The sequence below is a fragment of the Bifidobacterium catenulatum PV20-2 genome (assembly GCF_000800455.1).
Taxonomy (GTDB): Bacteria; Actinomycetota; Actinomycetes; order Actinomycetales; family Bifidobacteriaceae; genus Bifidobacterium; species Bifidobacterium kashiwanohense_A.
The window spans coordinates 1,432,254-1,445,875 of sequence record NZ_CP007456.1 but is presented as its reverse complement, the minus strand read 5'-3'; the positions used below and the strand labels follow the sequence as shown (position 1 = coordinate 1,445,875).

The window sequence follows — 13,622 nt, the reverse complement described above, 5'->3', positions numbered from 1 at the left end:
TAGCGACGAACTATTGTTTCGTTACACGCTTCGTAAGGAGTGATATGGAAAAGCAATGGTATTTCAATACGGTCACCGAACAGCCTGAACTGGGTATGATCTCACCGGCGAGCCATCGTATGGGACCATACAAAACCAGGGAAGACGCGCTCGATGCATGGAAGATCGTGCAGGAACGCAACATCAAATGGGAAGAACAGGATCGCGAATGGAAACGCTGGTCTTCCGATGAAAAGTAGTTGATTCGATATAAGAAATCGCGGTGTCTGGATTACGGCACCGCGATTTTTCTTATACTTCGCAATTGTGACATATGTCACTTATATTTCCTCTCAAACTCAGGTTCTTTACAGGTTCGTGCAGCTAGAATCGGTAACTAGCGACGACGTAACGATGCGTCGCCAAACCAACACCCAGAAGGAGTGGAAATGGCAGCAGTTGATGCGACGGCAGTCTCCCCGGAAGAGCTTCAGGCTAAGGCTTGGGAAGGCTTCGCTGAGGGCAACTGGCAGAAGGACATTGATGTCCGTGACTTTATTCAGAAGAACTACACGCCTTATGAGGGCGACGAGTCCTTCCTGGCTGACGCCACCGAGAAGACCAAGCACCTGTGGCAGTACCTCGATGACAACTATCTGGCAGTAGAGCGCAAGCAGCGCGTCTACGACGTCGACACCCACACCCCTGCTGGCATCGACGCATTCGGCGCCGGCTACATCGACTCTCCGGAAGTCGACAATGTGGTTGTCGGTCTGCAGACCGATGTTCCTTGCAAGCGCGCCATGATGCCGAACGGCGGTTGGCGTATGGTCGAGCAGGCCATCAAGGAAGCCGGCAAGGAGCCGGATCCGGAAATCAAGAAGATCTTCACCAAGTACCGCAAGACCCATAATGACGGTGTTTTCGGCGTGTACACCAAGCAGATTAAGGTCGCCCGCCACAACAAGATTCTCACCGGTCTGCCGGATGCCTACGGCCGCGGCCGCATCATCGGCGATTACCGTCGTGTGGCACTGTATGGTGTGAACACCCTGATCAAGTTCAAGCAGCGTGACAAGGACTCCGTGCCGTACCGCAACGACTTCACCGAGCCGGAGATCGAGCACTGGATTCGCTTCCGCGAGGAGCATGACGAGCAGATCAAGGCCCTGAAGCAGCTGATCAACCTCGGCAACGAATATGGTCTTGACCTGTCCCGTCCGGCACAGACCGCTCAGGAAGCAGTGCAGTGGACCTACATGGGCTACCTCGCTTCCGTCAAGAGCCAGGATGGCGCCGCAATGTCGTTCGGCCGCGTCTCTACCTTCTTCGACGTGTACTTTGAGCGTGACCTGAAGTCCGGTAAGATCACCGAGACCGACGCACAGGAGATCATTGACAATCTGGTCATGAAGTTGCGTATCGTGCGCTTCCTGCGTACCAAGGATTACGACGCGATCTTCTCCGGCGATCCGTACTGGGCGACTTGGTCCGACGCAGGCTTCGGCGATGATGGCCGTACGCTGGTCACCAAGACCTCCTTCCGTCTGCTCGACACCCTGACCCTCGAGCACCTTGGACCTGGCCCGGAGCCGAACATCACCATCTTCTGGGATCCGAAGCTGCCGGAAGCCTACAAGCGCTTCTGCGCCAAGATCTCCATCGACACCTCGGCAATCCAGTACGAGTCTGACAAGGAAATCCGCTCCCACTGGGGCGATGACGCCGCCATCGCATGCTGCGTCTCCCCGATGCGCGTGGGCAAGCAGATGCAGTTCTTCGCAGCCCGTGTGAACTCCGCCAAGGCTCTGCTGTACGCCATCAACGGCGGCCGCGACGAGATGACGGGCATGCAGGTCATCGACAAGGGTGTTATCGAGCCGGTTCAGCCGGAAGCCGACGGCTCCTTGGATTACGAGAAGGTCAAGGCCAACTATGAGAAGGCTCTCGAATGGCTGTCCGAGACCTACGTCATGGCCCTGAACATCATCCACTACATGCACGATAAGTATGCATACGAGTCCATCGAGATGGCTCTGCACGACAAGGAGGTGTACCGTACCCTCGGTTGCGGTATGTCCGGTCTGTCCATCGCAGCTGATTCCCTGTCCGCATGCAAGTACGCTAAGGTTTACCCGATCTACAACAAGGACGCCAAGACCACCCCGGGTCACGAGGCGGAGTACGTTGAAGGTGCCGATGACGATCTGATCGTCGGCTACCGCACCGAAGGCGAGTTCCCGCTGTACGGCAACGACGATGATCGTGCCGACGAGATCGCCAAGTGGGTCGTCTCCACCGTTATGGGCCAAGTCAAGCGCCTGCCGGTGTACCGTGGAGCAGTCCCGACCCAGTCCATCCTGACCATCACCTCCAACGTGGAATACGGCAAGGCCACCGGTGCCTTCCCGTCCGGCCACAAGAAGGGCACCCCGTACGCTCCGGGCGCAAATCCGGAGAACGGCATGGACTCCCACGGTATGCTGCCGTCCATGTTCTCCGTCGGCAAGATCGACTACAACGATGCTCTTGACGGCATTTCGCTGACCAACACCATCACCCCTGACGGTCTGGGTCGCGATGAGGACGAGCGCATCGGCAACCTTGTAGGCATTCTGGACGCCGGCAATGGCCATGGTCTGTACCACGCCAACATCAACGTGCTGCGCAAGGAACAGCTTGAGGATGCCGTCGATCACCCGGAGAAGTACCCGCACCTGACCGTGCGTGTCTCCGGCTACGCGGTGAACTTCGTCAAGCTCACCAAGGAACAGCAGCTCGACGTGATTTCCCGTACGTTCCACCAGGGCGCCGTCGTTGACTGAGACTGAACGGCACCGCGTGAAACGGTAGACGACAATGGGGCGGAGTGTGAAAGCTCCGCCCCATTGTTTTCCCCGTACAATATGGGGAAAACCCATTGGAGAGATACAACGAAAGGACACGGATGTCTGAGAACGTACATTTTCGCTCCACAACCAGGCACATGCTCAGAGAATCGCAAAGCTACGTCAACCAGACGCTCATGGGAGGATTATCGGGCTTTGAATCACCGATCGGATTAGATCGTCGCGATCGCATCAATGCGCTGAAAAGCGGTGATATCGGTTTCGTGCATTCTTGGGACATTAACACGTCCGTCGACGGTCCGGGAACACGTATGACCGTTTTCATGAGCGGTTGCCCATTGCGCTGCCAGTACTGCCAGAATCCAGACACATGGAAAATGCGTGATGGCAAACCCGTCTACTACGAAGCCATGGTCAAAAAGATCGAACGTTATGCCGACCTTTTCAAGGCGACGCATGGCGGCATCACCTTCTCAGGCGGCGAATCCATGATGCAACCGGCATTCGTCTCCCGCGTGTTCCATGCGGCCAAGGAGATGGGGGTGCACACATGCCTCGACACTTCCGGATTCCTTGGCGCAAGCTATACCGACGACATGGTGGACGATATCGACCTGTGTCTGCTTGATGTCAAGTCTGGCGACGAGGAAACCTACAAGAAGGTGACCGGAGGCATTTTGCAGCCGACAATCGATTTCGGACAGCGACTGGCCAAGGCAGGCAAGAAGATTTGGGTGCGTTTCGTACTCGTGCCAGGGCTCACCTCGTCCGAGGAAAACGTTGAGAACGTGGCGAAGATCTGCGAATCGTTCGGCGACGCCGTGGAACATATCGACGTGCTCGGATTCCACCAGCTGGGACGCCCGAAATGGCATATGCTCGACATTCCCTACCCGCTGGAAGACCAGAAAGGTCCGTCCGCGGCAATGAAACAGCGTGTAGTGGAACAATTCCAATCGCACGGTTTCACCGTCTACTAAACGGGAAGCCTCGCATATTCCAACCAACGATTCCGGCGAATCAATCGTTTGAAAGTGCCTCAGCGATTGGAAAAGGGAATATTCGTGCAATTGTTGAACCAGCATTCGCCACGCGGAAAAAATCTTCACATTCGACGCGTGGCGAAATGCTGCGAAATACCGTGAAAGCGGTGTCGCTGCCGTAGTCTTGAATCATGGCGGACATCTATGCTTTTCCTCAAGGTGCGCCCAACGAAGCGCGCACCAAAGGTAGGGGATCGTGCGCCTGCGCAGCCCCTCCTGAACCAATGTTGACTAGACCCTCCGGCGTGCCAGACAAAGTGTGGGACGCCGTGCTTTCCGTGGAACGCATGCCACGATTATCAGGTGTGTCATATCGTGAGATTCCAGTGCCATGCGCCATGGCGAGTTTCGGCATCGGCGTCGAAATGGATTGCGATGAGACGCGTTCCACCGGTTGGATCATGGTGCTGTATTCGCACAAATACCGAAACGACTGGCATTCGCATTGGCGTTGCGTCGCATTCGCCACGCTGCCACTGCCCGACAACGAAAGGGACTGCCTGACGCCGTCCATGTATTGGGATGCGATGGTGGACCAGATTGGCGCATACGGTGTCGAACATGTTTCAGGAACCGTCACCGTTACGAGAAGCACGGTATTTGGCGGGCAATCCGACGCTCCGGAAACCGGATGTGAGATTCGTGTGTCTTGGACGCCATTAGACTATGCCGATGGAGGTCTTGACGCAGGCACTCAGGTGGGTGCATGGGCGGAATTCCTCCAGTCCATGACGCAATCCGAGGAGGATTATCCCATTGACTGACGAGCCAAGGTTGCAGGCCGAGCCGCGTGAGGGCGTGCCCGATGTGATCGACACCCTACCGGCATTTCGAGAGTACTGCAGCGCTTTGGCGTCTTCCCACGGGTCGCTTGCTGCCGATGCGGAGCGAGCATCCGGTTTCCGATACGGTCATGACGATTGGTTGGTGCAGTTCAAAAGGGACGGTGCCGGCATAGGATTGCTTGACCCGCAGGCATTGACTGCCGAAGGTATTGATTGGAACGATTTCAATACTGCCGTAGGCGATGCGGTATGGATTCTGCATGATTCTTTGCAGGATCTACCAGGATTCAATGATCTTGGATTGAAGCCGCAGCGGTTATTCGACACCGAGATCGCCGCGAGACTGCTCGGCATGAAACGGTTCGGTTTGGCCGCCGTTACGGAGCATTACTTGGGATTGACACTTGCCAAAGAGCATTCCGCAGCCGATTGGTCATATCGTCCGTTGCCGCGTGACTGGCGCAATTATGCGGCGTTGGATGTTGAATTGCTGATCGAGCTGGAAACGATCATGCGCGCCGAACTGCGCCGTCAAGGCAAAATCGAATGGGCCGAGGAGGAATTCGATTACGCGCTGCGCGAAGGAACCGCGCCACGCAAAGAGCATCCCGTTCCATGGCTGCGCATCTCGCATATCACCGAAATCATGAAGGACCGTCAGGCCTTGGCTGTGGCGAAAGCACTATGGACCAAGCGAGACGAACTGGCGCGCCAATACGATATTTCGCCAACGCTGCTGCTTGCCGACAGAACCATCATCGAAGTGGCGGAGCGCAAGCCACACAATGCCGCGCAATTCAGAGCGGTGCGTTCCATCAACGAACGTGTGCGCATCCAAGCTGACGCCGAACAGGAGAAAATGTTCGAACGCTACGCGCCCATCCAACGCAAAATCAAGCCAAGCATGTGGAAGAAAATAATCCAGCAGGCACTTGATCTTCCGGAAAGCGAGTGGCCGGTCATAGACAACGGCAATCCTCAGAACCAAGAAGCGCAAGCCACATCCGCCCCACGTGCGACGCGAGCCTGGAGGGAACGCTATCCGGAACGCCTCGCCACACTTGACAAGGTACGCAAGGTGGTGGCGCAGATAGCGGAAGATACGCGTACACCAGCGGAAGTCATCATCAAACCGCAGTATTTGCGTAACCTCTGCTGGACGGATGAGCCGCAGGAACGTGATGTCGCGCAATTCCTTACCGAGCAGGGCGCGAGGGCATGGCAAGTCGCGCTGGTTGCAGAGTCCGTGAGTCGCGCTATCATGTAGAGGTTGCCTAACGGCAGAAATGTGAAGAACCGTATTTTTCAGGAGCGCAAGCGTGAAAATCAGCGTCAGGAATCTTGAGCCGACCAAGGTGAAGCTCACCGTCACCGTTGATCCGGAAGAGTTCAACCCGTATCTCGACAATGCTCGCAAGGAAATCGCCAAGCAGGTGAACGTGCCTGGCTTCCGTAAGGGCCACGTGCCCGGCAAGATCATCGACCAGCGCATCGGTTTCGGTGCTGTTGCTGGCGAAGCCGTGAATAACGGCGTGCCGGAGCTGTACTCCAAGGCTCTCGAAGAAAAAGGCATCCACCCGATGGCCCAGCCGGCAATCGACGTTCAGGAAGTGCCGGAATCCGCTAAGGACGAGACCAAGCTGAAGTTCGTGGCCACCGTTGAGCGCCGCCCGGACATCGAGCTGCCGGCAATCGACGGCATGGAGATTGAGGTCGCCAAGGCTGAAATCACCGACGAAGACATCAACAACCGTCTGGAAGCGCTGCGTCAGCGTTTCGGCACCCTCGTGGGTGTGGACCGTCCGGCCGCCAAGGGTGACTACGCCAACATCGACCTGACCGCCGAAATCAACGGTGAAGTGGTCGACTCCCAGGAAGGCGTGAGCTACGAGCTCGGCTCCGAAACCATGCTCGACGGTCTGGATGAGGCCCTCGAAGGCCTGTCCTCCGGCGAAGAGACCACCTTTGAAGGCACGCTGGAAGCTGGCGAGCACGAAGGCGAGAAGGCCCAGATCAAGGTCAAGGTCAACTCCGTCAAGGCTGAAGAGCTGCCGGAACTCGACGATGACTTCGCTTCCGAAGCCTCCGAGTTCGACACCCTCGACGAGCTGAAGGAAGACCTCAAGAAGGCCGCTTCCCAGGATGCCGAAGGCCGTCAGGCCACCGCAGCCCGCGATGCTTTCATCGCCAAGCTCGAAGAAGGCCTGGAGATTCCGGTGCCGAAGGGCGTCAAGGCTGAAATGGTTGAGCAGCAGCTCAAGGGTGTGACCGCTGATCCGGCCAACGCCACCAAGGAGCAGAAGGCAGAAGCCGAAGAAACCGTTGAGAAGGAACTGCGCGACCAGATGGTGCTCGACGTGCTCGCCGAGAAGCTGGACATCAAGGTCTCTCAGGCCGAAGTGTTCAATTTCCTTGCTTCCATCGCCCAGCAGTACGGCATGGATCCGAACGCCTTCATCCAGGCCATCATGCGCAACGGCCAGCTCGGCTCCGCAGTGCAGGAAGTCGGTCGTTCCAAGGGGCTGCTTGCCGGTATGCGCGCTGTGACCTTCAAGTCCGAGGGTGAAACCCTGGACCTGAGCGCCTTCCTCGGCGAAGCCGCTGAAGATGAAGAAGCCGAGAGCGTTGAAGCTGCTTCCGCAGCCGCCGCTGTGGCTGACGAACTCGCTTCCGAAGAGTGAGCTTCTCTTAATGCCTGACTCGTTAGAGTCATCTTTCTAAGGCGTTGAGGGGTGGAATCCAGTATGGATTCCACCCCTCAATTTATTTCGTATTCCCTTAACCAGAGCAAAGAGATTGCCGAAACGTGAGTTACAGCAGGAATTTGATTTCGGCGAAAAACTCACGAACCATATTGTTGACGAGCATGTTCGGGGAGAGCCGGCCGCAATGCCTTGGGCGTTGTCTAAGCCATATTTGTCGGCAATCTGCAATGCGCGGAACATGTGGAAGTTATTGGTGATCACGCCTATGGAAGCATTATCGTCGTTGATCATCTTCTTGCTGTTGACGATGTTTTCCTCAGTGGTTTTTGAATCCGGCTCCTCAAGAATGCGCTGTTCGGCAATACCATGTTCCTTAAGATAGTCAGCCATGCCTTGGGCTTCGGGGAACGGTTCATTCGGTCCTTTTCCGCCGGAAACGATGCAGATGGTATTCGGATTCTCATCTAAATATTCGATGGCTTTGTCGAGACGGTAGCGAAGTACAAGGCTTGGGCCGGACTTACGCACTTGGGCGCCGAGCACCACCACATAATCGAGATTTGGTTCACCTTGCGCATGCATTTTGCTGACGATGCAACCTTCCACCGTGCCGAACACGACCAGACCAATACACACGACCGCAATCAAGATGCCTCTGACCAGTCTTGGCAATATCGTCCACCACCGGAAGAGCAGACCGAATCCGAGTATTGCGAACAAAACTGCGAACGCTAGCCAAACAATCCAGAAACTCGTGCCGGAATGCGTATTGCGCACGGCGAAAGCGTAACATGCGCATGCCACGGCAAGTACTAAGCATAGAGTACCTGTAATCCGTCTAATCAACGTTGCCATGATGAACCTCTCATTCATTGCGCGTCGCGCGCAATCCTGTCTCATCCTAAGCGCGTGGCTCCTAGACCCCCAAGCGTCACATGCCAATGCCAACAAATTCTACGCATTCCTGCTATTGCAATACCATGTGCATTATGCCATCCAGGAACAGAGCTTTGGCATGGCTGCGGCTAGGATGGGGGAGCATGACCTCAGAAACAATTATGCTTCGGACGATGCGTCGCACGGATTTTCCTGCGCTTGAAGAGCTTGTTCGACAAGCTTGGTATGCGGATGATGAGTCGGATGATAACGGGAATGTTCCGAACGATGAGCGCGGGTTGCGTGAGTACAAGTTGCGCAAGGCGATTCGTCTGCGCAATATGCACCGACTTGCGGCAATCGACATGCATGATTTTCTTTCCCGCACCACCGAGGCTACGGTCGCTGAACGTGATGGTCGGGTGCTTGGCGTGGTATTGGGCTCGTTGAGATCCCGTGTTACCACAGCGCAGAGGATACGTCATGCTATTACGCGAAATTGCTTGGCGTTGCCCTTGTTGGCAAGCAAGGATGGCCGTCGAGGACTTGCCGACCAGATTGCGATTTTGCAGGCCGATGAAATGTTGAAGCGAGATGCCGGCAAAAGCTATCAGGCTGAGGTAACGCTGTTCGTGGTTTCCCCGGAAGCGCGGGGCATGGGCGTCGGTCGTAAGCTGTTCAACCACATGCTTGACGTGTTTCGTGATGCTGGAATGAACGAGTATTTCCTCTTCACTGACACCACCTGCGATTACGGGTTTTATGATTACCGTGGTTTGACACGTAAAGCGGAACGTACCATACGCAGGGAGTCCTTTACTCAAGGTGGTTTAGAAGACGGTTCGCTTTCCTTCTTCCTGTACGAGGGGCGCTGCTGAACGTTTCTGCCCATCACTGTAAAAGGTGAGCGATTGAATCACTGAGTTCATCGGCTATCCGATTTGGTGGGGCGGAGCCGCATGACCGTAGAGCAACCAACCTTCGGTGGTAGGCGCCATATCGGCGAACTCGTTCAGTTGCTCGGCCAGTCGCCGTGCTCTTCGGCCAATGCCGAGAGTCTGGGGAAGTGGCTCATGGCGATGCTTTGCTGCGTGGTCGCCACCGTTATTTTGCCGGATTCAACGAGAACGGGAAGTTCCATATCGATTTCGCGGTAGTCGTCGATGGTTTCGAACGCGTCTTCGTATAGCATGTCATTGAATCGGAGGCGGAAGTTGCGGTCGTGGTTGCCGATGATCAGATGCAAATGCCGGCAGTTGATGCGGCGCAGGCATTCGAGTGTGTGCTCGACGGTGCAACGGTAGGAGAGGTCGCCGAGAATCCACAGTTCGTCGTCGTGCCCGACGATCTCGTTGATATTGTCGATGATGGTGTTCTCGTGGCGTGCGATGTCGCAGATCGCTTTGAACGATGTCTGATTGTCGTGCACGTATTGTTTGATCCACGCGTGTGCGGCGGCGCGGGTCTGCGTCTGCCAGATGTCGAGGTACTCAGCACGTAGCCTGCCATTGTTCAGGAACCCGCGCAGCGCGGTGACCAGTGGATGGCCGAAATGCGTGTTCGAAGTGAAATAACGCATGCGATTCCTTACGATATGCGGTTGGTGATACTCTGATGCTCCTTCAATAGTAGGTGCGGGCGTCTGCGTGGACGGTACCCCGGATGCTTGCGGAACGCCAGTTGGCTTATTTGTGGCACCGTTTGCCGATTCCGTGCGTCGAGCGCGAGCAGGGCGGCACCCACATGCTTGCAATCGTGTGCTTTTGGCCATAGGGGCATGTGCACGCCGCAGAGACGATGCGACTATGACGAATGCGGATGTCCACATCGTAATGCGCGTCCGACCCCATCACCTGAGCATGCCACAGGCTGGGCGCAACCTGCGAGACGTGTTGGACCATGCCGGCGTCATAATACGCCTGCGCACGCTGGTAAATCTTGCCGTCGAACAAGGAACGGAAATCCTTTGGGTGCGGCAGCTGCTCTGTATGTGTCTCCATCGCCAGCGACCTCCATTGTCGTGGACCATCATTGACTGATAAGGACAATGGCAGAACACGGCAGGGGTGGGGTGCGGTTTGGCGGTTCCGCGGGTTGCGATGCTTGGTCAAATTGCGAAATCGCGGGCTGGAGGTGCGAGTTTTCCCTTGTTGTTGAGTCGCTTTGTTCTTTTTTGTGAAAGCTTTTTATATGATAAAATATGGGAAATTCATAATATGCAATGGAACGAGGTGCGTTATGGCTTTGATTCAGATTAATGTTCCTGATGATGTCAAGCAACGGGCTGATGCCGCTTTTGCCCGTAATGGCATCACTACTCCAAGTGCGATGAAGATGATGGTGACGCAAGTTGCCAATGAGAGTCGTACTCCGTTTGATGGGTTGTTTTCTTCCGGAGTGAGCCGTGAATTGGCTGAGGATGTTCGTCGGGATATGCTTCGCGTGGAAGCCCAGGAATATGGGTTATTGCCGGATGATGCCGTTGACGCCCGCACTATTCCCGACGACGTGCTCGGTGAACTGGGCTTGACCGCTGAAGAGGTTGGGCAGTAACTGTGTGGGATGTGAAGGCTTCTCCTGATTTTTGGCGTACTGCCGTGCCTCTGAAGGCAAAATACACGCATGATCAGTTCGCGTTTGTCATCCGTTCGGTGCGCGAGGCCATCTGCGAGCTTGCGCAGAAGGGCAAGGTGGAGGAATCCGGTTGGCATGATCACGTGTTGGAGCATCCGCCGTTTGGTGACGGACATTTCTTCGAGTTTCATACGTTTGATGATGACGTGTTGGTCGTGTACTACAAGCGTGAAAGAAAGCATGTGATTCGCATGGTCGGTATATACGATCATGCTTCCATTCCTTCGGACTAGGTGTCTTCCGTATTGGGCGCATGTGCGGCTCGACGGCCAAGTAGGGCTAGCGCATTGAAAGGACAAGGTGCGCGATTGCAATCGTCATGCCAGATTGCGGAGCCGTTCGAGAATGAGCAGGAAGCTTCGGATTTCGCCAATGATTTGTTGATGAGGATGATTGCGGATGAAGAGGGACGAAGACCGAACTACTCGGGTCGAAATTCCCGAGGACATTACACCGCAGCAGATAGCGGACATTGCTCGTCCTATCGCGCTGAGGCATCATGTCAATGAACTGTACCTGTTCGGTTCCATGGCTCGCGGCGAGGGACGTGCGGATTCGGATATCGATTTCATCTACCAGTTTGATGACACGGCTAATCCAATGATTGATGAGTGGGCTTTGCGCGATGATCTCACATCGACTTTTGGTCGGGAGATCGACTTGGTGAAAAAGCGATACATCACCACTGAATTGCAAGATAGGCTCGCTGAGATGCAACGGGTGATATTCGTCAATTCCATAACCTCCAAACCAATGTTCCGCATTGTCTGAGGTGTGCTTATGAAAACGACTGAAAAAGACGTCCTGCATATCGTCGCGATAGTTCGCGCGCTTCATGATGCGCAACGATTCCTAGGAGGGCTGAGCTCTGAGGAATTCGCTGAGAATGATGAGAAGCAGAATGCCGTGGCTATGGCGATTGCCAGAGCGGGGGAGCATGTCAAGAAGCTTTCGAAAGAATTCCGCGAGTCAGATTCCGGTGTTCCATGGCGTGGTGTGAGCGGCATGCGCGATTGGATTGCCCATGATTATGACGGGCTTGATTTTGATCGTTTGTATTATGCCGTAACCCACGAGGTGCCGCAGGTGTTGACGACGCTGCAACCATATGTGGAGAAACAGGCGCGGGTGCGGCTTACAAAGAAGGATCCTTTCGATGTGCCACGGATCTGAGCGGCGGCTTCGGATTTCGCTCATGATTCGTCGATGAGGATGGTTGCGGATAGCGAAGAACGGAGTTGCTGGCTGAAAGGCATGCAGACCATTAAAAGGTGGACTGGGAGCAACGTTTTTTTAAGTCGGACATACTCCTAGCTCACGCCGTGATTCTCCAACCTATTTCTTGCTTCGTCCGAACTTGGGCAGTTTGATTTCCGGGAGCTGTTTCAATCCGTCTGCTATTCCTTTGCCAAACTGCTGCACTCCGTCGGCGATTCCGGCGCCTGCGTCCTGAGCGCCTTTCGCTATCGCATTGCCGACGTCTTGGACGGCGTGTGCGGTCTGCTGCCTGGCATTCTGCAAGGCCTTGCCGGTGTCGTCTACGGCTTTGCCTGCGGCTTCGATCCAGGTGGGACCGTCTTCGACATGCAGATGAATGTGCTCAAGTTGCAATGTGCTGGCGAATGCATTGAGATCACTGGTAATGCTTTCGATGTTGGCAATGGCATGAGGTGAACTGTATGGGTTCAGCAGCACCTTCCCACCTACGATTCCAGCCTTCGTTTCCAGTTGCCTGCCCAATGCGTTGAGTGACTGCTCGATTTCCGCAAGACGCTTGTTCCTGGCAAGCACGATGCCCTTCTTGTGTGCTTCGAACTGTTCCGGCTCCTCCTGACATACGCGCGCGAGCTCGATGCAGGAGACTTGATCCTGCATCTTGACCGCGGATGCGAGCATACCCAGCCACTGGTGAATCTCCTGACGAATCTGCTGGGTCAACGGGCGAACCTGCTTGGGATCCTGCTCGCGTTCCACCTTCTCGGTGAGGCCCTTGATTTTGGCGATCGCGTACGCTTGGAGGGTGGCGATGTCTTGCGGGCAGCCTGACACCTTAGACCATGTGGTCTCGCTGATTGAACCGACTTGCTGGTAGATGAGCATGGTTTCGTCAATCATGTGGGAGATTCCGGCGAGCTTGCTGACGGTCTGATCCTTCTGATCGCGCAGCAGGTCGTCGAGCTTCGCATCGATTTCCTTCAGATAATCGGTGATCTCGGAGACGGCCTGTTCCAGTGCCATCTGTGCCATGACGCCGCTGATGCCGGTGAGCATGGCGGGGCTGAGCTGCCTTGGCTGGGTGAATTGCAGATGTTTGATGATGTGTCCGTTCGGTTGCCGTACAACACCGGCTTGGAACGGTCCCTTCTTACAGTTCTTGCCGTATTTGGCAACCAGCTCAGCCGATTCCTTGGTGAGTTTTACCCAACGTCCGCTTTCGGACATGGCGTTGCCGACCGTTTGTGCGCCTTTGCTGGCCGACGAGATGGTCTGTATGGCTTTGGCTGTGAACGCTTTGGAATCGAAGCCCTCATCCTTGAGCCAGAGATCTATGGTACCGGCGTCGCCGAGGAAGACGATGCCTTGTTCGTCTTGGATGATGGTGACGCTTTGCGTGTCGTCGGGATTGTTGTTCCCGGTGCTGGCATCTGCATCACCGTCTCCGCCTTCGAATGGGATGAGTTCGTTGGAATCGGCGTCGATCATGGTTATTTCCTTCAAATCCACTTGGTAGCAGTATACGACCGGCAGACG

At 55.3% G+C, this 13,622-nt stretch carries 16 protein-coding genes; 11 read left to right on the top strand and 5 right to left on the bottom strand.

All coding sequences use genetic code 11. The features are described from left to right. Window positions 1-44: 44 nt before the first annotated feature. The 3 genes from AH68_RS06430 to pflA all read left to right on the top strand — a co-directional run bounded on the left by AH68_RS06430 (window position 45) and on the right by pflA (window position 3,808). The gene (locus tag AH68_RS06430) at window positions 45-239 is read left to right on the top strand and encodes a hypothetical protein (RefSeq protein ID WP_003834504.1); all 195 of its coding nucleotides are present in this window, start codon (window positions 45-47) and stop codon (window positions 237-239) included. A gap of 189 nt (window positions 240-428) precedes the next feature. Continuing rightward, complete coding sequence (gene pflB, locus AH68_RS06425) at window positions 429-2,804, top strand: formate C-acetyltransferase (RefSeq protein WP_039198654.1); 2,376 nt, start codon at window positions 429-431, stop codon at window positions 2,802-2,804. A gap of 122 nt (window positions 2,805-2,926) precedes the next feature. Beyond that, on the top strand, window positions 2,927-3,808 hold the full coding sequence (pflA, locus tag AH68_RS06420; protein WP_033513353.1) for a pyruvate formate-lyase-activating protein: 882 nt from the start codon (window positions 2,927-2,929) through the stop codon (window positions 3,806-3,808). 40 nt (window positions 3,809-3,848) lie between these two features. Here pflA and AH68_RS10760 read toward each other — a convergent pair whose 3' ends face one another. Further along, on the bottom strand, window positions 3,849-4,013 hold the full coding sequence (locus AH68_RS10760; RefSeq protein ID WP_158332985.1) for a hypothetical protein: 165 nt from the start codon (window positions 4,011-4,013) through the stop codon (window positions 3,849-3,851). On the opposite strand from AH68_RS10760, the gene AH68_RS06415 reads away from it, so the two are divergent. From AH68_RS06415 to tig, 3 genes are read left to right on the top strand one after another with little or no spacing between them, the layout of a single operon-like run. After that, window positions 4,003-4,635: a DUF3000 family protein gene (locus tag AH68_RS06415; RefSeq protein ID WP_039198651.1), complete on the top strand. Its 633-nt coding sequence runs from the start codon at window positions 4,003-4,005 to the stop codon at window positions 4,633-4,635. The genes AH68_RS10760 and AH68_RS06415 overlap by 11 nt on opposite strands. Continuing rightward, on the top strand, window positions 4,628-5,923 hold the full coding sequence (locus AH68_RS06410) for an HRDC domain-containing protein (RefSeq protein ID WP_039198649.1): 1,296 nt from the start codon (window positions 4,628-4,630) through the stop codon (window positions 5,921-5,923). Before AH68_RS06415 ends, AH68_RS06410 begins: the two co-directional genes overlap by 8 nt. A 52-nt stretch (window positions 5,924-5,975) precedes the next feature. After that, a complete protein-coding gene (gene tig / locus AH68_RS06405) occupies window positions 5,976-7,337 on the top strand; it encodes a trigger factor (RefSeq protein WP_039198646.1) in 1,362 nt (453 codons plus the stop codon). A gap of 36 nt (window positions 7,338-7,373) precedes the next feature. On the opposite strand, the gene AH68_RS06400 is transcribed toward tig, so the two are convergent. Beyond that, window positions 7,374-8,081, bottom strand: a complete 708-nt coding sequence (locus tag AH68_RS06400) for a YdcF family protein (protein WP_309573978.1) — start codon at window positions 8,079-8,081, stop codon at window positions 7,374-7,376. Window positions 8,082-8,401: 320 nt separating this feature from the next. On the opposite strand from AH68_RS06400, the gene AH68_RS06395 reads away from it, so the two are divergent. Next, on the top strand, window positions 8,402-9,115 hold the full coding sequence (locus AH68_RS06395) for a GNAT family N-acetyltransferase (protein WP_039198644.1): 714 nt from the start codon (window positions 8,402-8,404) through the stop codon (window positions 9,113-9,115). A 134-nt stretch (window positions 9,116-9,249) separates the two neighbouring features. Here AH68_RS06395 and AH68_RS06390 read toward each other — a convergent pair whose 3' ends face one another. Then, window positions 9,250-9,816 carry a hypothetical protein gene (locus AH68_RS06390; protein ID WP_236682366.1) on the bottom strand — a complete coding sequence of 189 codons (567 nt, stop codon included), beginning with the start codon at window positions 9,814-9,816 and terminating at the stop codon, window positions 9,250-9,252. A gap of 106 nt (window positions 9,817-9,922) precedes the next feature. Then, window positions 9,923-10,237: an SWIM zinc finger family protein gene (locus AH68_RS06385; RefSeq protein WP_052189176.1), complete on the bottom strand. Its 315-nt coding sequence runs from the start codon at window positions 10,235-10,237 to the stop codon at window positions 9,923-9,925. Between the two features lie 238 nt (window positions 10,238-10,475). On the opposite strand from AH68_RS06385, the gene AH68_RS06380 reads away from it, so the two are divergent. The 4 genes from AH68_RS06380 (at window position 10,476) to AH68_RS10350 (ending at window position 12,044) form a co-directional block, all read left to right on the top strand. Beyond that, window positions 10,476-10,790, top strand: coding sequence for a type II toxin-antitoxin system RelB/DinJ family antitoxin (locus tag AH68_RS06380; RefSeq protein WP_039198642.1), 315 nt, complete (start codon window positions 10,476-10,478; stop codon window positions 10,788-10,790). Between the two features lie 11 nt (window positions 10,791-10,801). Then, entirely contained in the window at window positions 10,802-11,104 is a 303-nt protein-coding gene (locus AH68_RS06375) for a hypothetical protein (protein WP_236682365.1), read from the top strand. A gap of 166 nt (window positions 11,105-11,270) precedes the next feature. Further along, a complete protein-coding gene (locus AH68_RS10110; protein WP_052189175.1) occupies window positions 11,271-11,642 on the top strand; it encodes a nucleotidyltransferase family protein in 372 nt (123 codons plus the stop codon). Window positions 11,643-11,651: 9 nt separating this feature from the next. Continuing rightward, window positions 11,652-12,044 (top strand): HepT-like ribonuclease domain-containing protein, encoded by a 393-nt coding sequence (locus AH68_RS10350; protein ID WP_081995898.1) that lies wholly within the window; start codon window positions 11,652-11,654, stop codon window positions 12,042-12,044. Between the two features lie 162 nt (window positions 12,045-12,206). Here the strand turns inward: AH68_RS10350 and AH68_RS06360 are convergent, their stop codons facing one another. Beyond that, the gene (locus AH68_RS06360; RefSeq protein ID WP_039198635.1) at window positions 12,207-13,574 is read right to left on the bottom strand and encodes a hypothetical protein; all 1,368 of its coding nucleotides are present in this window, start codon (window positions 13,572-13,574) and stop codon (window positions 12,207-12,209) included. Between the last annotated feature and the right edge of the window lie 48 nt (window positions 13,575-13,622).